Raw genomic sequence first — 21,057 nt, forward strand, 5'->3', positions numbered from 1 at the left:
AAAGCGGGGCAATTTACACGTTTCCGCCGGATATACAAAAGAGCAGATTTCAGCATCTGCTCTGAATTTACGTATGGAGCAAACCAAATTCAGCGATCATACAAAAGGTCGAAAAGCCGCTGAACACTGCGCCGTTTCCGGCTTCTTCGGGATCCTCACGTTCCCTCTTGGGTTCTGCCCGGGAACAAATGCTTGCGGTAGTCGCCGGGCGACACGCCAACCATTTTCTTGAAAATTCTGCCGAAGGAGATGGTGTGCTCGTAGCCCACCTGCCGGGAGATTTCATTGATCGACAGATCCGTTTCACGCAGCAGCTTTTGCGCCTGCCTGACGCGCAGCCCGATCAGAAAATCGACAAACTTGACGCCGAACTCTTCCTTAAACAGCTGGCTGGCATATTTTCCGTTTATGTTGAACCGGTCGCTGATATGATTCAGGGACAAGTCGGAATTCGCATAATTGTCCTCAATATACTTCTTCAATTCATAGATCATATGGCTGGTGCTGGCGGATTCAAGGATCGTGACGTATTTGTCGTACAGCTCGCCGATCAGCGACTCGTACAGCAAGCGGATTTCCGTCATCGACCCCGTCTCCTTGAGCGCCACAATCATCCGGGAAAAGGTGACATGCTGCCAATAGGCATTGATTTCCGGTGATATTTCCTCCATTTCACGGGCGAAACGGTGCATCAAATAGTTCAGGAGAAGCTGCATCTCCTCATTCTTCAGCACCCGCTCCTCCAGGTGATCGAAGATCCGGGCAAAATCGTTCCTCCAAGCCGGCGCTGGAATTCTGAAATGATGAATCATATCCTCCAGCCATTTGAAATAGAGCGAATCGACCCGATTCTCCCTGTCTTTGATTTCCTGATAGACAATGATCCGGTTGTTCCCGGCCGTCATTTTATACTGCAGCGCAGCCAGCGCCTCATGGAAGGAGGTTTTTATGCCAGGCAAATCGCCCGAAGCCGCGCCGATCCCGATCGTAACCGAGAAGACCAGCTCGCCCGCTGCCCACTTCCTCAGCCTGTTCATCATTCCATTAACCGTATGCGCTTCGACGTCCAGATCCGATTGGATCTGAACCAACAGAGCCATTCGGTCGCCGGATATCCATTCCGAGCAGACGACCGATGCGCCGGAATGCCGCCACTGCCGAGCCGCCCCGTCCAACTGCTTCTTGGAGGCGAGCAGCTCCTGCCGGTCAAGCCGCAGCATGGGGACATACTTGTCGATTTCCAAGATGGCGATAAACAGCTCACAGCGGCCCTCCGGCAGCCCGAACATACGGGCGTACTCCTGCCATTCCTTCATCGGCACGACCTTCTCGTCATCCTGCAGCTCGTAGAAAAACTGCTTGCGCCTCACAAGCATGTTCTCGGCATCCTGCCGGTCAATCAGATCCATACGGGTCAGCATTGTATCGAATGCATGCTCGATAATCGAGAATTCGTCGCTTTCCGCAGCTTTGGATGCTTGCTGATAGGATGAAACCCGGCGCACGATGTTTTCGATCGGTTTGTAGTTCCTTCGGGTGACGTACATGATATAAGCGATAATGACAATCAGCGTCAGGAGAATGACCGACAAGGGCATCAAGGAGCGCAGAGCAGCCAGGCCGATCAGATTGGCGCTGACCGTGCCGCTCGCAAAGTTCCAGCCGATGTAATCCGATTTCAAATATTGTATGGGCTTCGCCTTGGGTGTGGATGGACTCGTCGAATAAATCGGGCTGCCCTGTTCGTCGGTGATGTCCATGAAGATGCGTTTACCGCTTCTGAGTTTGCTTGCCATGGACAGCAGCAGGTCAGTCTTTACGTTCAGCACGATGATGCCCTCATTGCCGAGGGAGTTCTTGGTGATCGAAATAATTCTCTCGGGCGGATCGATCAACGGAAACTCGGAATATTTGCGGATTGGCGACCAATGGACGCTCTGCGGATTATTTTTCAGATTCTGTACAAATTGTTTGTCCGTAAAGTCGGCAAGCTTCTGGGCATAGCCTCCTGTCAGTACAAGCTGGTCCTTCTTCCGATAGAAGTAGATCGAGTGGACCAGCGGATTGCTGCGGATCTTGGCAATTTCACTGGACGCTTTATAGTTGATCAGTTTCGGTTCATAGGCGCTGCCGTTAAAATAATCGTTGATCGCCTCGTTGTTGACGATCAGATTGGCCAGCATCAGCTCGATATTTTTTAGCGAAGCCGTCATGCCGTCTACGACATGATCCGCATACGTACGGTTGGTTTTTTCGGTTTCCTTGCTCACATTGTTATAGGTAACGGCAAAAACGATCGCGATAATGACAGCTCCGGATATGAACAAAATCGAGAAATGGGACAGGAGGAGCCGCTTATACCATTTTTTGTTTTTCATATCAATCTCTGCCTTCCAATTGACCTTTTTTACCGGCTGCGGATCTGATGATCATCTTCGGAAAATAAAGCCGGCTATCCCCATCATACTTCCGCTGTGTTATCGCAGTGTTGTCAGCTCTGAAATTCACCCGTAATGAGAAAAAAGAGCCGCTTCGAAAAATTCGAAGCAGCTCTTTTCGCGGGTAACGAAGAACCGGTGGACGCCTTTTATTAAAAGCAAATCTGATTATCTCCAATGCTCCGCCAGCACTTCAACAAATCGTTCAAGGTCCTGCTGATCCTCCCGGCTGAAGCGGTTTTTACGGGGACTGTCAATATCCAGCACGCCAAGCAGAACGCCGTCCTTCATCAGCGGAACGACAATTTCGGATTCTGATGCGGCGTCGCATGCGATATGTCCGGGAAATTCATGCACATCCGGAACAAGCATCGTCTCCCGGCGGGCAGCAGATGTACCGCAAACCCCTTTGCCAAGCGGTATCCGGACGCAAGCAGGCAGACCTTGGAAAGGGCCAAGCACCAGCTCATCCTTATCCGGATCCATCAGATAAAATCCGACCCAGTTGATCTCATCCAGATATTGAGCAAGCAGAGCTGAAGCATTGGCAAGATTGGCAACAGCATTTGGCTCATCCTCAATAAGCGCCGTGAGCTGCTGCAGAAGCAAGGAGACCCGCTGCTTGCGGGTTCCTTCATATTTCGAGGCTTGAAACATACAAGCACCGCCTTTTATTAGTCTCCTATTACTATAGCATTCTATTTATCTATGATTAAAGAGTCGGAAAAATTTGCTGGTTAGCGCATAAATCGGCCAATTCTGCGCAACTTCGCGCAGTTATTCGCGTCTTTTAATAAAAGGAAATGGATGCGGGAGGAGCTGTGGTAATCAATCAAGCAAAGATGGCTGTTGTGAAAGATGGATAGGGAGAGCGGCATGATCTGCTTAATCGTTGCCTTCATAACCCACCAAATCTATTTGCCGTGTATAATGGTAGTACTAAGATTGGGAGGGCATACGTATGACACTCATTAAACAGCTCATCAGCTCAGACGAGTTTATCGGCTTCTATCTGCTCAAGGAGCTGGAGGTAAAGCAAACGAATAATACGCCGGCTAAGGACTATTTTGATATCGTATTATGTGATTCCAGCGGACAGCTTCCGGCTAAATTGTGGGAGGTATCGCCGACGGATAAAGAAACCTTTTTCCCGATGGGCCTCGTTAAGGTGCAGGGTGTTGTGCAGACCTACCGCGAGCGGCTGCAGATCAAAATTATGAAGATGCGCCTGGCAACACCGGAGGACGGTGTGAAGCTGACTGACTTTATCCGCTCAGCGCCAATGAGTTCGGTGGATCTGATCCATACGATTGATCAGGTTATTGCAAGCATAACGGATGAAGAGATTAAGACATTGGTTTCGTATTGCGTCGGAAAAGTAGAGGAGAAATTGGTGCATTATCCGGCTGCGAAGACGCATCATCATGCTTATTTTGCCGGTCTTGCCTATCATATGGTCCGGATGCTGGAAATTGGTGAATTCCTATGCCGGCAGCGGCCTTTCCTAAATCCGGATTTCATCAAAGCCGGCATCATTCTGCATGATATCGCAAAACCCGAGGAAATGATTGCGGAGCTCGGCATTGTCTCTGATTATAGTATCCGCGGTAAGCTTGTCGGCCATATCTCGATGGCTTCCAACTGGATTACAGAGGCTGCTATCCGCTCCAATATTGATCTCGAGTCGGATAAAGTGCTCGGCCTGCAGCATCTCGTTCTCTCCCACCATAATCTTGGGGAATGGGGCAGCCCGGTTCAACCGCAGACTGCAGAAGCAGTAGCGCTTCATCATATCGATGCGATGGATGCAAAGCTGCAAATGGTGGAGGATGCACTCCTCACTACTTCCGAAACGGAAGAGTGGACCCCGTACATAAGAGGCTTAGAGAATAAAGCGATCTATCGATTAAAAATATAATTTGTAATATATTGGATACTCATAACTCTCGGTTGCTGATATAATAGAGTACTATATTTTCTATTATTTTGCTAAAGGAGACTCTAATGAAAACACTCATAAGCCTGACGCTCATCTTTTGCTTGTTGTTTAGCGTTTCTGGTTTCACGTCAGCCACAGCGGATGCGGAAGGCCCATACACCGTCAAGGTGGCGAGCAGCACGCTCAATGTCAGAAGCGAGCCGTCTCTTAAGGCCACTATCGCGGGTACCTTGGAGCATGGCGCTGTCGTAACGGTTAATGATGAGGAGAATGGTTGGTTGAATGTATCTTACAATCGCAGTTCCGGTTGGATAGCAGGATACTATACGAAGAAGGTTGAAGGCAGCGGCCTGGTAACTGCTGACTATCGGCCATATGCGTCTTCTTCAGGCAAGAGCGGCGGAACAACCGCCAAGCAGGGAACTGTGCTGGCAGATTCTTTGCGGGTCCGCTCGGGAGCGGGATCCGGTTACAAGGTTATCGGAGGTTTGGTTCAAGGCGAGAAAGTGACTATTATGAACAGCCGCGACGGATGGATGGAAATCCGAACTCCGGACGGTATGGCGGGCTGGGTATCCTCACAATACATCAGCAAGGGTACAGGAACAACAACAACGCCGAGAAGTTCAGCCAAAGGGCTCAATGGGAAGGTGATCGTCATTGATCCCGGCCATGGAGGCAGCGATCCGGGTATGATCGGTGTTCATTCAGAGGCGCTGGAGAAGGACCTTACATTGAGCACTTCATTTTACATACGAGATGAGCTCCGCAGACGGGGAGCAACGGTTATCCTAACCCGTACGAAGGATGATCAGAAACCATCGCTTGCTGAGCGTGTTCGAATCAGCGAGTCTGCGCATGCGGATGCTTTTGTCAGCGTTCATTATAATTCATCGGAGAAGAAAACCTCTGGAACGCTAACGTTCTTTTATTCAGATACAAAGGATAAAGAATTGGCGCATGCCATTGAAAATGAGCTTGGCGAAGGTGTCGGCCTGCCGAGCAATGGAATATCCTTCGGGGATTTTCATGTTCTCCGTGAGAATGACACTGTTTCAGCGCTTGTTGAGCTGGGCTTCTTATCGAGCGCGAAGGATGAGGATATCGTTCGCACCTCGGGGTACCAGAAGAAAGCCGCGGCTGCGATTGCACAAGGGTTAGCGGATTATTTTGAATAAAAGAGCGAGCTGCCGTTGAGGCTGAAAACGTCGTTTATCCTGTCCGCTAAGGAGGGGTAAACGACGTTTTTTGATGGAGCGGATGATTTAATCCTTCGTCTTTAGAAGCTTCTGGGCGACAATATAGCCTGAGCCGCCGTTAATGCCATGCCCCGGCCAAGTAGCCGCGCCCAGCATATACAGATTATGAATCTCGGTCCGGTGGCCGGGCTGAGCTTGAAGCGGACGGAACAGATAGCTTTGAGCCAGATCATGTGAACCGCCATAAGGATCACCAGGGCCGGAATTGGGGTTGAACCGGGCAATTGCGGCAGGCGTCACAACGGAATGACCGATTACGGCGCTTGGAATGTTAGGGATATGCTTGCCAACGACTTCGAGCACTCGCTCTGTGAAACGCTCGGTTAGATCCGGGGTCCAGGTGCCGTCACCAACGTTAATCCGGCCTGCTGCATCGCCGGTTGGACGGCAAGGCACTTCCAGTACTTGAATGCGCATGATGGCTTTACCCTCCGGAGCCCGGGAAGGATCCAGGTTGGTGGAGCAATCCACCGTAAAGGTAGGCTTCGCAGGAAGCAGGCCCGCCATTCCTTGCGCGATCGCTTGGGTGAAGCCATCGAGCCCGTCTGTCAAATGGGGCTGGCCAACCTTGTTGAAGCGCGTATCCGGCCAGCGCGGCGCTTCGCTAAGGGCGAGGTGGATCTGCACACAGCCGCGGCCGTACCGGAACTGCTTGGCTTGCTCGATAAGCGGGGGACTCATACTCTCATCGGCCAGCAAGGATAGATAGAGCTGATCCGGGCTTGTAGAGGCGACAATCGCCTGCTTGGCATGAAACTCCTCGCCGCTCGTCGTTCGCACCCCTACCGCCCGTTTATTCTTTAATATAATACGATGAGCAAGAGTGTTTGGCCGGAAGGTGCCGCCTTGATCAAGAATGAGCTGCAGCAAGGCTTGAGCTAGCTTCTCGCTGCCGCCCTCTGGGATCGGCATCCCGCCGCCCATCAGTGCCATTGCAGCAGCGGCACCCAAATACCGCTGCCAACCTCATCCGGTGTCCGCCCGAGATGGGTGACCCAAGGTGCCAGCATGGCCTGCATGACAGGCGACTTGAATGCCCGTACCGCATTGCGGGCAGTCGAGAATAGGGAGGCAGCAAATGCAGAGTAGCCTTTCCCATTATTGTCATGAAGCAGCTTCTTAATGATGGCTGAAGCTTCCGGGCTTGTAAGGTCTAAGTTGAACAGGGAGAATACATCGCCTGCGTAAGGATTTAAGGTACCGAACAACTGGGCAAGGACATCCCCATCACCTGGCGCCAGACGCTCGGCCTCAGCTGCCAGATCCTCAAATGAGCGGGCAAACACGCCAGTACGTCCATCCTCCATGGAGACCCCGGTCGGCAGGTCGGTATTGACATAGCGAAGTCCGCGGGCTTCGAGCGCTTCGCCCAAATCGGCGTATGCGGGGCCAGTTAAGAACAGCGGATGTGCAGCAGCGTATACATCATGCTTGAAGCCCGGCAGTGTAAGCTCCTCCGTACGAAGAAAGCCGCCGGCGCGGTCATTCTTCTCAAGCACGAGCACGCTTCTGCCCGCTCGGGTCAAATAAGCGGCAGTAACCAAAGCGTTATGTCCGCTGCCAATCATGATGACATCATAAGCATTCGAAGCCATACTTTATTCCCTCCTAAAAGTTTTTACGCAGCTCCGCTGCTCTTGCCCGCTGTAGGCAAGAGCAAGTAAAAACTAGCATCGGAAGCATACGCTTTAAGTTTTTACGCAGCTCCGCCGCTCTTGCCTATATTTTCCATCTCATTTTAACTGAGATCTCATGTGAGGTTTGACGAATGCTGTCGCTGACATAAACTTAATTATCGACGATTCGAAGATGATTCAGGAGCCTTGGACTTATGCAGTAACCAAAAAAGGGCTGTCCCCGGCAGTCTGCATGACTGCCGGGGACAACCCCTCTGATAGGAATATTCTTATATGCCTTTAGCCTTCCTGCTATTCGGCAGGAATTTCAGGAGGTATCGCAGGATAAATCTCCGGTTCCGATCCTGGGTTGATTTCCGGAATAGGGGTCGTTTCGATCTCAGGACTTGAGCGTTCCGGAGTAATCGTAGGCGAAGCAGGTGTTGTAATCTCGGGTGTGCGGCCTGGATTCGTCTCTGGAATTTCAGATGGCTTCTTACCATTGTGAACCATGCGCAACCTCTCCTTTCGGTTTAACCTTAATATACCCGGATTTGAGCTATAGCTAACAACGGATTGTAATTGGGCCGGTAAAATCATATACTACAAGCAGCTTAAACTGATCGGAGAGAAGAGATGAATAACAGTATTTTAGGCAAATATTGTGTGGTGACGATCGGTCATAGGGTATCCAAAATCGGTGAAATCAAGAAAGTGAACGGCCGGACGATTCACGTGGATTGGGGCCATAAGGTTATGATCTACATGAATAAAGATTTTCGCTGGATTCCGGTGACCAAGGAAGAGATTGAAGAAACGTATAAGAAAAGCAAATTTACCGAAGAAACGCTTATCCGGGCCGCAGCATTAGGTATTGAAATTCAATGATGAATCGTCCTGGACGATGCAGGAAGAAGCCGCAAGCGCAATGACCCTTTTGGTCGTGTGCCAGCGGTTTTTTTGCTGCAGCGTGGTTTCGATACTCAATTTGAAAACTGTGAGATCCGCCGGATTGACGATAGATCGAAGGGATTATCTCCAGCGTTCGGCGGACGAAAGCAGCGGTCATATGGTTAGAGAAGCACGTTATGTTGGTAATATCTGCATAGGTGCTTATTTGTGTTTATATAGGTTCGAAGAGGAAAAACTTAGACATATGGATTAGCAAATAAAGGAACTCGCACACTTTAAGTCATATTCACGTTAGATATAAGTTAAAAATTTTGTATTGCTGAATTATATGTTAGATTAACTAACATAAGTAAAGCGCTGTCTTGCAAATTCTCAATGAAACTAGTTTACAAATTTGGCGTTTCCCCGTATATTTGAAATAGTTCAAACAAATGATAAATAAGTCTTTTTACAAATGTGCAGGCATGATGAGGGCCTAAGTTGCTTTCGTAAAGTCGCAGGAAAATAAACGGATCGAGGAGCAGAAACGATGAAAAAAAGTTTGTTAACGTTAGCGATTTGTATGGTGGTCTTTTCACTGGTTGCAGCCGGCTGCGGCAGTAAGAATAACAATACCGGCACGACAACGAACACAAACGAAGGAGCTCCAAAAGCAGACTTCAAAGTCGGTATGGTTACAGATTCCGGTACGATTGATGACAAATCTTTCAACCAGGGTACTTGGGAAGGCATTCTTCGCGCAGGGAAAGAAATTGGCGTGGAGACCAAATATCTGAAACCGGCGGGAACGACAGAAGCTGATTATCTCAAAGAAATGGGCAATCTCTACGATGCAGGCTACAAGGTGATCATGGCCCCGGGCTTTAAATTCGAAACGGCAATTTTCGCTGCACAAAGTAAATATAAAGACGCTAAATTCGTTATCATCGATGGCACTCCGCATTCTGCTGAAAAAGATGCAAAGCCGGATGTTAAAGAAAACAGCGTAGCGATCTTTTTCTCCGAGCATGAATCCGGCTTTATCGCCGGTGTCGCTGCTGCTCTTCAATTGAAAGAAGGCGAAGCGGGTTTTATCGGCGGTATGGAAATTCCAGCCGTTCAGAAGTATAACTGGGGCTTCCAGCAGGGGGTCAAATACGCGAACGATAATTTAGGCACGAAGATCTCCATTAAGAAAGAAAATGTTGTTTACCAAGGCAGCTTCGATAACGCGGCAGCCGGCGGACAATTGGCGGCACAAATGTTTGATCGCGGCGTTAATGTGGTGTTTACGGCAGCCGGCGGTGTAGGCGTAGGCGCAATCAAGGAAGCGAAGGACCGCGCGCTTGCCGGTAAATCAGCGTGGATCGTAGGTGTTGACGTTGACCAATATGCGGACGGCGTATATAAAGACGACAAATCGATCATTCTGACTTCCGCCATGAAAAAAATCGACCAAGCTTCCTTCGATATGGTGAAAGCTGAGCAGGAAGGCAAATTCCCGGGCGGCCAAACCTTAACGTTTGATGTGAAGAACGATGGCGTTGGTATTCCTGAGAAAAACCCGAATCTAAGCGACGAAACCGTAACAAAGGTGAAAGAAATTACAGAGAAATTGAAAAGCGGAGAAATTAAAGTAGCTGCTGAACAAGGCTCATTAATCAAATAACTATTTCGTGATGCGCTGCTCGAGGACAACGGATAGAAGAGACGGATGACTCCGTCTCTTTTTGAAGCTTTAGGCGATAGAGCGATCCATATTATTATCGAGGAAAGAAACTTGATTCGCTCCAATGGACTGCGAAGCAGGTTTCTTCTTAAGTTAAATGCCCTTACGATCAATTTGTTAAAGGAGCCGTATCGTATGGAATTTGTAGTGGAAATGATCAATATTCGCAAAGAATTTCCGGGTGTCGTAGCCAATGACGATATCACCCTCCAGCTGCGAAAGGGAGAAATCCACGCTCTTCTTGGAGAAAACGGGGCTGGTAAATCCACGCTCATGGGCATTCTCTTCGGCATGTATCAGGCCGACCGCGGAACGATTAAAGTGAAAGGGAAAGAAGTCCATATCGCAAATCCGAACGTGGCCAACAAACTTGGTATCGGCATGGTTCATCAGCATTTTAAGCTGGTCAATAATTTTACCGTCACCGAAAATATCATCCTTGGCAATGAACCGACTAAAGGGTTTGTACTCAGCATTGGGGCTGCAGCCCGCAGGATCGAACAGCTGTCCAAACGTTATGGGTTGAATGTAGACCCCCATGCGAAGATCGAGGATATCTCGGTCGGTATGCAGCAGCGGGTAGAGATTCTAAAGATGTTATACCGCGATGCGGAGGTATTGATTCTCGATGAGCCCTCCGCTGTCTTGACGCCGCAGGAAATTGACGAGCTGAGCAAGATTATGCAAAGCCTCATTGCCGAAGGCAAGTCGATTATTCTGATTACGCACAAGCTGAAGGAAATCAAAGCGGTTGCTAACCGGTGCACGGTTATACGCAGAGGCAAAACGATCGGAACAGTGGATGTGGCATCAACAAGTCAGCTGCAAATGGCGGAGATGATGGTCGGCCGCAACGTCACCTTTAAAGTTGAAAAGGAACCGAGTGTACCTGCTGAGATCGTGCTTCAGCTTGAAGGGCTCTCCGTTAATAATAATAAAAATTCACTTGGCTTAAAGCAGTTCTCGCTTGAGGTCCGTGCCGGAGAAATCGTCGGGATCGCGGGTGTTGAAGGGAATGGACAAGCTGAGCTTGTGGAAGCGATTACAGGTCTTCGCAAGGTTCAAGCGGGCAGGATACTTGTTCAAGGCAAGGATATCAGCCACCGCCCGATCCGGGAGCGGATCCAAAGCGGCATCGGCCACATCCCGGAGGATCGCCAGAAGCGCGGACTCGTTCTCGATTATACGCTTGAGGATAATATGATTCTCGAGGTGTATAACCAGCAGCCGTTCTCAAAGCGGGGCATTCTTAATAAATCCGTTATTCGCAAGTATGCAAGCGATATACTGAAGAGCTTCGATGTCCGTTCGGGGAGAGGCCCGCTGTCCATAAGCAGATCCTTGTCGGGAGGTAATCAGCAGAAGGCCATTATCGGCCGGGAGATTGAGCTTAACCCGGCCCTGCTTATTGCCGTGCAGCCAACCCGCGGCCTTGATGTGGGCTCCATCGAGTATATTCACAAACGGTTAATCGAGCATCGCGATAAAGGAAAAGCGGTGCTGTTAGTATCCTTGGAGCTGGATGAAATTCTGAATGTGGCAGACCGGGTTGCTGTCGTTAATAATGGGGAGCTGATCGGAATCGTGAATGCCTCTGAAACGAATGAGAACGAAATAGGTCTTATGATGGCCGGCGTAGAGAAAGGAGGAGGCGCATGAGAAACACCGTCATATCGCTGCTAGCCGTCTTGTTCGGCTTGCTGGCTGGGGCCATTCTTATGCTGGTGACCGGTCATCAGCCGATTGAAGGGTACCGATTTCTCATCGAAGGCGGATTGAAGAGTCCAGAGCGGATCGGCAATACGTTAGCGACAGGCACTCCATTGATCTTCACCGGATTATCCGTTGCATTCGCCTTCCGGACCGGATTGTTTAATATCGGCGCCGCAGGCCAAATGCTCGTCGGCGGGTTCTGCGCCACTGCAGCCGGGCTTACGCTTGATTGGTCCAGACCGGTTCTGCTGCCTCTGATGGTTGTAGTCGGATTTCTGGGCGGCGCGCTATGGGCGTTTATCCCTGGTATTATGAAGGCTAAATTTAACGTTCATGAGGTCGTATCTACGATTATGATGAACTGGGTTGCTTATTGGACGATTTATTACGCCGTGCCCGCTTATCTGAAAGCCGATTATTTGGAGACGGAGTCGCGTCCGCTGCCGGACTATGCTTCGCTCAAGGCTCCGTTTCTCTCGGATATGTTCGGCGGATCCTATGTGAATTTAGGCTTATTCTTCGCTGTGGCGGCCGTTATTATCATCGCCTTCATCATTAACAAGACCACGCTTGGCTATGAGCTTAAAGCAGTCGGTTTCAACCGGCATGCGGCTGAATACGCAGGGATTCCGGTCAGCCGCAGCATCATTCTCTCCATGCTCATCTCCGGAGGGCTTGCCGGGCTTGGCGGGGTTGCCCAGTATGCGGGGAATGCGGCGAATATTCAAATCGGCATCCTGCCTACGCAGGGGTATGACGGCATCGCAGTTGCCCTGCTTGGGGCTAATTCACCGGCTGGGGTACTGATCTCTGCGCTGTTCTTCGGGCTTCTGTATTCCGGGAGAGGGTTCATGAATGCGATGACGGAGATCCCGCCGGAAATCGCAGATTCCATTATTGCGATCATCATCTATTTTGCCGCTACCAGCGTACTGATGGACCGCTTAATCCGATGGTTCGCAGGAAGACGCAGGCCGGCATCGCCAAGGGACGCCGTGAGCGGGAAGGAGAAGGGATAATCATGTGGACCACCATTGAACAAATTTTTCCGTATGCGATTATGTTCACGATTCCTCTCCTCATTACGGCTCTTGGCGGATTATTCAGTGAACGAAGCGGTGTAGTCAATATTGGTTTGGAAGGCCTCATGATTATGGGCTCTTTCATGGGTGCGTATGTGACGTTTAAGCTTCAGACGGCTTGGCCGGATAATCAGGCTGGAGCGATCTGGGTAGGGCTGCTTGCAGCTATCGCTGCGGGGATGCTGTTCTCTCTTCTGCATGCCTTTGCCAGCATTCACTTGAGCGCGAATCAGGTCATCAGCGGAACGGCGATTAATATGATCGCAGGATCGTTGACGGTATTCCTGGCCCGAAATATTACCGGAAGCGGCAATATTCGCATTACAACCGGATTTCAGCCTTTCGATGTTCCGTTTCTGTCGAAAATTCCAATCATCGGTGATTTGTTGTTCACAAAAACGTATCCGACCACTTGGCTGATTCTTCTCGTTGTCGCGCTTAGTGCTTTTATTCTCAAAAAGACGGCCTTCGGGCTGAGACTCAGAGCCTGCGGTGAATATCCGCAAGCGGCAGAGGCGGCCGGTGTTAATGTGAGAAGGATGCGTTATATCGGCGTTCTCATATCCGGAGGTTTCTCCGGTCTGGGCGGAGCCATTCTGCTCGTGACGATCGCGGGTGAATTTACCGGAACGGTGGCGGGACTTGGATTTTTATCGCTTGCTGCATTGATTTTCGGGCAATGGCGGCCGTTCGGTATTCTGGCGGCTACGTTTTTCTTCGGCTTTGCCAGTACGGTTGCGAATGTTTCGCAGGTAATACCGGCGTTAGCTGTGTTCCCGCCGTTCATTCTCAAGGTGTTCCCTTACGTGGTCACATTGATTGCTCTCGTTCTATTCTCCAAATCCTCCCAGGCGCCAAAAGCGGCAGGAGAGGTATTTGACTCGGGTAAACGCTGATGGCAGATGAACGAATGGACGATAAACGGAGCAAAATGATCGATGCTGCAAGAATGTACTACCAGCTGGATTACAGTCAGCAGGATATCGCCAAGCAGATTGGCGTGTCCCGTCCGACGGTAAGCCGGTTTCTGCAGCAGGCGAAAGAAGAAGGCTACGTGCAAATCAAGATCGTGGATCCCAAAGAAAATAATGACAGGCTTGCCCGTGAAATTCAGCATCGGTTCGGATTGAAGAGTGTTGTTATCGTCTCCGTGCCAAAGTATGAGGATGCTGTGGTAAAGAAATATTTGGGTGAGGCCGCGGCTAATTATCTGGATGATATCGTCAAGGATGGAGACGTTATTGCCGCCACTTGGGGAACAACCCTTTATGAGGTAGCCCTCAATCTGAAGGATAAGCATGTTAGAGATGTGAAAGTGGTACAGCTCAATGGCGGCGTCAGTCACTCCGAGACGAATACGTACGCCTTCGAAATCATTAACCTGTTCGGCAAAGCCTTCCATACCGTGCCGTACTTCATACATTTGCCCGCGATTGTCGACCATCCGATTGTGAAGCAGACGATTGAGAGGGACCGGCATATCCGCAATATTTTGGAGCTCGGCAAGAAATCCAATATCGCGATTGTCACTGTAGGCGCGCCGACGGATGATTCGGTATTGATTAAAGCCAATTATTTCTCCGAGACAGAGTTAAATCTGATTGCGGAGAAGGGGGCGGGCGATATCTGTTCCCGATATATTGATGTAGAAGGCATGATCTGTTCGGAGGAGCTGGATCAGCGGACGATTGGTGTCGATCTTGAAGAGCTCAAGCGCAAGGAAAGATCCATACTCGTAGCCGGAGGAATCCGGAAGGTGGATGGGATCTATGGGGCTTTGCGCGGCAGATATACGAATGTGCTGATTACCGATCAATTTACGGCCAAATACTTGATGGAGCGTTAATTAAACAGAAAGAAGGAATACGAATATGTCATCTGCATTAAATGGAGGGGCGGAGCTGTCCGCATACTTTGATCATACTTTACTGAAGCCGGAGAGCACCTTCTCGGATATTGTGCGTTTGTGCATGGAAGCCAAGCAATACCAATTCGCGACGGTTTGTGTGAACCCCTATTGGGTGCGGGATGCTGCCGCGCAATTGGCGGGCTCAGGAGTAGGCGTTACGACTGTCGTCGGGTTTCCGCTTGGCGCCTCAAGCACAGCTTCCAAGACGCATGAGGCAGGTGATGCAATTGCAGCGGGTGCAGCTGAGATTGATATGGTGCTCAATGTGGGTGCATTGAAATCCGGGCGCTTCGAAGAGGTTGAGAAGGATATCCATTCGGTTGTGGAAGCATGTAAAGGCCGCGCAATCGTGAAGGTTATCCTGGAGGTGGGCCTGCTCACGAAGGAAGAAAAAGTGAAAGCCTGCATGATGAGTACAGCGGCTGGGGCGGATTACGTCAAAACATCGACCGGCTTCGGACCAGGCGGCGCGACGGTGGAGGATATCGCTTTGATGAGGGAAACCGTCGGACCGGATATCGGTGTTAAAGCATCCGGAGGTGTTCGCGACTTAGCGGCTGTCCGCAGTCTGATTGCGGCAGGGGCGACAAGAATCGGTGCCAGCTCAAGTGTGGCTATCGTCAGCGGCGCGCAGGGAGAAGGGTATTAATGGAAAAGAACGGGTAGTTTGGAAGCAGGCAGTTCTGCTTTCAAGCTGCCCGTCTAGATTGTCTGCTGCAAATGGCAGAGGTGCACAAGCATCATTATTTCCTCGGTAATAAATGTTATTGATCGTTCAATAAACAATCGCATCCGTATCCTATCCGTCTTATTCGGATAGGATTTTTTGGTTCAATCCTATTTTATGTGAGGTGATATCGCGTAAGCAGCTGTTAAATCGAATCTTGAAGGTACCCGGCGGCATATCTTATAGGGAGCCGTCTAATCATGGAGATGCTGCTTGATGGCCAGTGCCTCGCAAAAACGTGTAGGAGTTGATTCCATGACCACGATAACGGGTGAAATCATTAAACAAACGGATCGATATGGCGCGCGCAACTATCATCCGCTGCCGATCGTTATTGCGAAGGCGGAAGGGATTTGGGTCGAGGATCCGGAGGGCAACCGCTACATAGACATGCTGAGCGCCTACTCCGCATTAAATCATGGACACCGGCATCCTAAGATTATTCAGGCGCTAAAGGATCAAGCGGACAAAGTAACCCTGACCTCCAGAGCGTTCCATAATGATCAGCTGGGTATTTTATACGGGAAGCTTTCCGCCGTCACAGGCAAGAACATGATCCTCCCTATGAATACAGGAGCCGAAGCGGTTGAGACGGCGGTAAAGGCCGTCAGACGCTGGGCTTATCAGGTCAAGAAAGTGCCGGCTGATCAGGCGGAGATTATCGTCTGCGACGGGAATTTTCACGGGCGAACGGTTACCATTACCTCCTTCTCTTCGGCAGAGGAGTACAGAGAAGGCTTTGGCCCTTTCACCCCCGGCTTCAAGCTCATCCCTTACGGCGATACGGAGTCGCTGCGTAATGCGATAACTCCGAACACTGCGGCTTTTCTGGTTGAGCCGATTCAAGGGGAGGCCGGAATTGTCATACCCAGAGCCGGTTTCTTGGAAGAAGCTTATCAGATTTGTAAAGAGCTTAACGTGCTTGTCGTTGCGGATGAAATCCAGACAGGGTTTGGCCGCACGGGAAAGTTATTTGCATGTGACTGGGAGTCTGTTGTGCCTGATATGTATATCATGGGCAAAGCGCTTGGCGGCGGCGTATTCCCAATTTCCGCTGTAGCAGCGGATGCGGACATTCTAGGTGTGTTTGATCCCGGCTCGCATGGCTCCACATTCGGGGGCAATCCGCTTGGCTGCGCGGTAGCAATTGCAGCACTCGAGGTGCTGGAGGATGAGCAGCTCACGAAGCAATCCTTGGAGCTTGGCGATTATTTTTTGGAGCGGCTTAGAGAGATTCAGAGTCCTGTCATTACAGAAGTGCGGGGCCGCGGGCTGTTCATCGGCGTGGAGCTGACCGGTTCTGCGCGCCCGTATTGCGAGAAACTCAAGGAACTCGGGCTGTTATGCAAGGAGACGCATGAAACGACGATCCGCTTTGCTCCTCCTTTGACGATTACAAAGGAGCAGCTGGATTTTGCGATCGGGCGTATTAAGCTTGGATTTGCTAACTAAGCTCAGTCAGGTAAGCAAACCGCTGATAATGAAGCGGGTTGGTTTCACAGCACGAAGGAAGTATATGCTTTGCAGCGGCTCGGAAGAGGTAAATAAGAGATGAAGGGTAAAACGAAGCTAATGCTTCTAAAGCGGCTTTTGCTGTGAAGAAAATCAGGGAAGCTCGGCTCCACAAAATTTGGCTATGCTTCCGAAGTCGTTTCTACTCGCAAGAATCGTATTCAAGTTGAGTCGTAAAACGTTGAGGAGGTCACCAAAATGACAACCAAACAATCGGCAGCTGCATTCCAGAATGAGCCGTTTACAGATTTTTCGGCAGAAGTGAATAAGCAGGAGATGGAAGCGGCGCTGCGCAAAGTCAAGGGCGAGCTCGGCCGAGATTATCCATTATGGATTGGCGCGGTGAAGGTGATGACGGAGGATAAAATCGTATCGATTAATCCCGGGGATCTGGATGAGGTTGTAGGCCGGGTCAGTAAAGCAACACAAGACCTGGCTGAGAAAGCGATGCAAGCGGCACTTCTTGCTTTCAATAGCTGGAAGAAGGTTCCGGCGGTTGAGCGGGCGGAATACCTTTTCAAAGCGGCAAAGCTGATGCGCGAGCGGAAGCATGAATTCTCTGCGTTTATGGTTTATGAAGCCGGCAAGAACTGGGGCGAGGCCGACGCAGATACAGCGGAAGCGATTGATTTCTTGGAGTATTACGCAAGAGAAATGATCAGGCTGAGCGAGACGAATCTTCATCGTCCCCTGACGAAGCTGGCCGGGGAGAATAACCGACTGGATTACATTCCTCTTGGGGTAGGGATCACAATTCCGCCATGGAATTTCCCGCTTGCGATCTGCGTGGGCATGACTGCGGCTGCCATCGTCTGCGGGAATACGGTATTGCTGAAGCCGGCTTCAGTGACTCCCGTTATCGCGCATAAGTTCGTGGAGCTTATGGAGGAGGTTGGGCTGCCGGCAGGGGTCATCAACTTCGTTCCAGGGAGCGGTTCGGAGATCGGGGATTACCTGACTTCTCATCCGCAAACCCGGTTTATCAGCTTCACAGGCTCCAAAGAGGTAGGGCTTCGAATTAATGAGCTGGCTGCCAAGACGGCCGAAGGTCAGATCTGGATTAAGCGGGTTATTGCTGAGATGGGCGGCAAGGACGGGATCGTCGTGGACGAAACTGCGAATGTAGAAGAAGCAGCCAAGGCGATCGTGGTATCTGCTTTTGGCTTTCAAGGCCAGAAATGTTCCGCGGGTTCGCGGGCTTTTGTCGCAGCTGCTGTCTATGATCAGGTCGTGGACCGGGTTCGGGAGCTGACGCAGCAGCTGTCAATCGGTCTTCCGGAGAAGAATTTTCAGGCAGGGCCCGTCTCTGATTTAGGAGCATACAATAAGATCCTGGACTACATCGAGATCGGCAAAGGCGAAGGGCGCTTGATAGCAGGAGGGGCAAAAGCGGAAGGAAACGGCTATTATATCCAGCCTACAGTGTTTGTTGATGTAGATTGCAAAGCGCGAATTATGCAGGAGGAGATATTCGGCCCTGTGCTGGCGATTGGCAAAGCCGCCGATTACCAAGATGCGATTGCACAATTTAATGATACCGAGTTCGGCCTGACAGGCTCTTTCTTCTCGCAGGACGAGGATCAGATTGCTTATGCGCTGGAAGAGATGCATTGCGGCAATTTGTACATCAACCGGAAATGTACGGGAGCGCTTGTCGGTGTCCATCCTTTCGGCGGATTCAATATGTCGGGCACGGATTCCAAAGCGGGCGGGCATGATTACCTGCTCTTATTCACACAGGCGAAGCTCAGCTCGCGCAAGCAATCCTAATCTTTCGTCACCCGGGAAGGATTGTATGATCCGCAGCCCTTCCATGTGGTATACCAAGCGCCCTTCGGGGCGTTTTTTTGTTGCGCATACGGTGCTGTAATCTTCAGCAGGAGAGGGATAAAAAGGCTGCAGCGAATGACGCCGGTTTGATACCGATCTGTAACTCTTCTGTAACGACATCAACCCTTGCGCCGCTCTATAATTTTGATTAGAAGAAAACAACATTAAACGGACATCAAGAGGGGGAATAGCCCCATCGGGAAGGAGAATGCAAGATGCCTAAGCCTTTAAACAACAGCAGTCGCTACATGCCTGGATTGGATGGCTTGCGGGCGATCGCAGTGTTCGCGGTTATCGCCTATCATTTGGGTCTCAAATCAGTACCAGGAGGACTGCTCGGCGTCGGGATATTCTTCGTTCTCTCCGGCTACTTAATTACCGACATCCTGCTGAAGCAGCAAAGTCAGCATAAACGGCTTGATTTGCGGACCTTCTGGGTGCGCCGCGCACGTCGGCTGCTTCCGGCGATGATGATTATGATCACAGTCGTTTCCTTATGGCTGCTTATCAGCGATACGGCCCGACTTGTTTCGTTAAAGGGGGATATCGGCTCAGCGCTGCTCTATACGAGTAATTGGTATTTGATCTTCCATCATGTTTCTTATTTCGAAAGCTTCGGACCGCCGTCGCCATTCGGACATTTATGGTCGCTTGCAGTGGAAGAGCAATTTTATCTCGTGTGGCCGTTACTGCTGATTGCGGCTCTTCGGATATTCCCTCAGCGGGGCAAATTGGCGCTATGGATGATCGGTGCGGCATCCGTATCGGCAGGACTGATGGCTGTCCTCTACGAACCAGGCACAGATCCAAGCAGGGTCTATTATGGAACGGACACAAGGGCGTTTGCTCTACTTATTGGTGCCGCGCTGGCTGTCGTATGGCCGAGCTGGAAACTGTCCGTTAATCGGATATCCTCCCGCGGACGCATAACCTTAGATGCAGTTGGAACGGCTGGATTGATCGTTGTTCTGCTTATGATTGGCAAAACAGGCGAATATGATTCCTTCCTGTATCGCGGCGGCATGGTGCTGCTCGCTATCGCAGCGGCAATGGTGGTCGCGGCAATGGCTCATCCTGCAAGCCGGCTCGCCAGGCTTATCGGCAGCAAGCCATTGCAATGGTTCGGTGTTCGTTCATACGGCATTTATCTGTATCATTATCCCGTTATTGTATTGACAACACCGATGGCTGAAGCTGGTGAATTTCACCCTGTCAGAGCCATGATTCAAGTCGTACTGACTATTCTTATTGCAGAGCTATCCTGGAGGTTCGTCGAGGAGCCCATTCGTAACGGCGCATTTGGTCGGCTTTTCGCCCCGTTCAAGCGTAACGCACATGCACCCAAGCTGCATGTAAGTCAATTTACGATGCTCGCGTGTACCGGTGTGCTCATTATCTCTTGTGTATCCTGTTCAAATGAGGGAAAGCTGCTGAAGGACAATTCCGTTCAAGCTTCGGCCGATACGGCCCAATCTCAGAAGTCGGATGATTCCGGCAAGGATAACAGTTCGGCGGATTTGGATCGGCAGCCGGAAGGGACAGAACCGGCGGCAACAAAGCCGAGTGTGACAGATTCGGAAGGGACAGATCCGAATGGAACAAAGCCGAATGGAACAAAGCCGAATGGGACAGATCCGAGTGTGACAGAGCCGGAAGTTCCGGAAGTGACAAAGCCGTCTGGGAATGAGCTTGAAATTTCCGAACCGACGGATACGGAAGCGAATTCCAGCTCATCGCCGGAAAAACCGATCACGGATCAGCCTGGCACGGATAATACCGCTAACGGCTCAAGCAGCAGTGGAAGCACAAAACCTTCAATAGATAAAGATAAAGTGAAGGAGCCCGGGAAACCGGCAGTATCCAAGGGTAGCATAACAGGAATCGGAGATTCCGTTATGTTAGATGTGGAGCCTTATCTGGGTAAGCTCGTCCCAGGTATCGTGATAGATGGCAAAGTGGGGCGACAGCTTTCTCAAGCGGCAGCTGTTATTGAAGAACTCAAGAAGAAGCGCAAGCTGGGCGCCACTGTTATTGTGGAGCTGGGTACAAACGGATCCTTCACAAGCAAACAGCTGAATAAACTGCTTGCAGCCATCGGAAAGGACCGCCGGATCCTCCTCGTCAACACAAGGGTTCCGCGTAATTGGCAGGATAATGTGAATGAGATGCTTGAAAATGCAGTCGAGGATCAGAATAATATCGTACTCGTTGACTGGTATTCGGCCAGCTCGGGACATAAAGAGTATTTCGCGAAAGACGGCGTTCATTTGAAAAAAGCTGGCGCGCAATTCTATGCGGATCTCTTAGCCAAAGCCATCGGTTAATAAACCGAGAACAAACAAAAGGAGCAGATAGCAGCCGTATTCAATCTAAACCCAGAACAAACAAAAGGAGCAGCTTGTGAGTCGTGTT

At 50.4% G+C, this 21,057-nt stretch carries 17 protein-coding genes; 12 read left to right on the forward strand and 5 right to left on the reverse strand.

Features of this window, described 5'->3' with window-relative positions; translation table 11 throughout:
• Window positions 1-155 precede the first annotated feature (155 nt).
• Window positions 156-2,378 (reverse strand): helix-turn-helix domain-containing protein, encoded by a 2,223-nt coding sequence (locus ACFPYJ_RS09085; RefSeq protein ID WP_379187787.1) that lies wholly within the window; start codon window positions 2,376-2,378, stop codon window positions 156-158.
• Window positions 2,379-2,606: 228 nt separating this feature from the next.
• A complete protein-coding gene (locus tag ACFPYJ_RS09090) occupies window positions 2,607-3,095 on the reverse strand; it encodes a GAF domain-containing protein (RefSeq protein ID WP_379187788.1) in 489 nt (162 codons plus the stop codon).
• Window positions 3,096-3,399: 304 nt separating this feature from the next.
• On the opposite strand from ACFPYJ_RS09090, the gene ACFPYJ_RS09095 reads away from it, so the two are divergent.
• Both ACFPYJ_RS09095 and ACFPYJ_RS09100 read left to right on the forward strand, forming a co-directional pair.
• A complete protein-coding gene (locus ACFPYJ_RS09095) occupies window positions 3,400-4,356 on the forward strand; it encodes a 3'-5' exoribonuclease YhaM family protein (protein WP_379187789.1) in 957 nt (318 codons plus the stop codon).
• 86 nt (window positions 4,357-4,442) lie between these two features.
• Window positions 4,443-5,555 (forward strand): N-acetylmuramoyl-L-alanine amidase, encoded by a 1,113-nt coding sequence (locus ACFPYJ_RS09100; RefSeq protein ID WP_379187790.1) that lies wholly within the window; start codon window positions 4,443-4,445, stop codon window positions 5,553-5,555.
• 87 nt (window positions 5,556-5,642) lie between these two features.
• Here ACFPYJ_RS09100 and ACFPYJ_RS09105 read toward each other — a convergent pair whose 3' ends face one another.
• The 3 genes from ACFPYJ_RS09105 to ACFPYJ_RS09115 all read right to left on the reverse strand — a co-directional run bounded on the left by ACFPYJ_RS09105 (window position 5,643) and on the right by ACFPYJ_RS09115 (window position 7,765).
• Window positions 5,643-6,569 carry a phytoene desaturase family protein gene (locus ACFPYJ_RS09105; RefSeq protein ID WP_379187791.1) on the reverse strand — a complete coding sequence of 309 codons (927 nt, stop codon included), beginning with the start codon at window positions 6,567-6,569 and terminating at the stop codon, window positions 5,643-5,645.
• A complete protein-coding gene (locus ACFPYJ_RS09110) occupies window positions 6,560-7,231 on the reverse strand; it encodes a phytoene desaturase family protein (protein WP_379187792.1) in 672 nt (223 codons plus the stop codon). The genes ACFPYJ_RS09105 and ACFPYJ_RS09110 overlap by 10 nt, the downstream gene beginning before the upstream one ends.
• Window positions 7,232-7,564: 333 nt before the next feature.
• Window positions 7,565-7,765, reverse strand: a complete 201-nt coding sequence (locus tag ACFPYJ_RS09115; protein WP_379187793.1) for a hypothetical protein — start codon at window positions 7,763-7,765, stop codon at window positions 7,565-7,567.
• A 123-nt stretch (window positions 7,766-7,888) separates the two neighbouring features.
• Between ACFPYJ_RS09115 and ACFPYJ_RS09120 the strand changes: the two genes are divergently transcribed.
• The 10 genes from ACFPYJ_RS09120 (at window position 7,889) to ACFPYJ_RS09165 (ending at window position 20,969) form a co-directional block, all read left to right on the forward strand.
• A complete protein-coding gene (locus tag ACFPYJ_RS09120) occupies window positions 7,889-8,140 on the forward strand; it encodes a hypothetical protein (RefSeq protein ID WP_379187794.1) in 252 nt (83 codons plus the stop codon).
• A 553-nt stretch (window positions 8,141-8,693) separates the two neighbouring features.
• Window positions 8,694-9,812 (forward strand): BMP family lipoprotein, encoded by a 1,119-nt coding sequence (locus tag ACFPYJ_RS09125; protein ID WP_379187795.1) that lies wholly within the window; start codon window positions 8,694-8,696, stop codon window positions 9,810-9,812.
• A gap of 195 nt (window positions 9,813-10,007) precedes the next feature.
• The gene (locus tag ACFPYJ_RS09130; RefSeq protein ID WP_379187796.1) at window positions 10,008-11,531 is read left to right on the forward strand and encodes an ABC transporter ATP-binding protein; all 1,524 of its coding nucleotides are present in this window, start codon (window positions 10,008-10,010) and stop codon (window positions 11,529-11,531) included.
• The gene (locus tag ACFPYJ_RS09135; RefSeq protein WP_379187798.1) at window positions 11,528-12,604 is read left to right on the forward strand and encodes an ABC transporter permease; all 1,077 of its coding nucleotides are present in this window, start codon (window positions 11,528-11,530) and stop codon (window positions 12,602-12,604) included. The genes ACFPYJ_RS09130 and ACFPYJ_RS09135 overlap by 4 nt, the downstream gene beginning before the upstream one ends.
• 2 nt (window positions 12,605-12,606) lie before the next feature.
• Window positions 12,607-13,563, forward strand: a complete 957-nt coding sequence (locus ACFPYJ_RS09140) for an ABC transporter permease (protein ID WP_379187799.1) — start codon at window positions 12,607-12,609, stop codon at window positions 13,561-13,563.
• Window positions 13,564-13,577: 14 nt separating this feature from the next.
• Window positions 13,578-14,513: a sugar-binding transcriptional regulator gene (locus ACFPYJ_RS09145; RefSeq protein WP_379187800.1), complete on the forward strand. Its 936-nt coding sequence runs from the start codon at window positions 13,578-13,580 to the stop codon at window positions 14,511-14,513.
• A 25-nt stretch (window positions 14,514-14,538) separates the two neighbouring features.
• Complete coding sequence (gene deoC / locus ACFPYJ_RS09150) at window positions 14,539-15,225, forward strand: deoxyribose-phosphate aldolase (RefSeq protein WP_379187801.1); 687 nt, start codon at window positions 14,539-14,541, stop codon at window positions 15,223-15,225.
• Window positions 15,226-15,558: 333 nt separating this feature from the next.
• Window positions 15,559-16,755 carry an ornithine--oxo-acid transaminase gene (locus ACFPYJ_RS09155; protein WP_379187802.1) on the forward strand — a complete coding sequence of 399 codons (1,197 nt, stop codon included), beginning with the start codon at window positions 15,559-15,561 and terminating at the stop codon, window positions 16,753-16,755.
• 258 nt (window positions 16,756-17,013) lie between these two features.
• A complete protein-coding gene (gene pruA, locus ACFPYJ_RS09160) occupies window positions 17,014-18,585 on the forward strand; it encodes an L-glutamate gamma-semialdehyde dehydrogenase (RefSeq protein WP_379187803.1) in 1,572 nt (523 codons plus the stop codon).
• A 275-nt stretch (window positions 18,586-18,860) separates the two neighbouring features.
• A complete protein-coding gene (locus ACFPYJ_RS09165) occupies window positions 18,861-20,969 on the forward strand; it encodes an acyltransferase family protein (RefSeq protein ID WP_379187804.1) in 2,109 nt (702 codons plus the stop codon).
• Window positions 20,970-21,057: the final 88 nt, after the last annotated feature.

This window comes from Paenibacillus solisilvae, from assembly GCF_042656405.1.
Taxonomy (GTDB): domain Bacteria; phylum Bacillota; class Bacilli; order Paenibacillales; family Paenibacillaceae; genus Paenibacillus_Z; species Paenibacillus_Z solisilvae.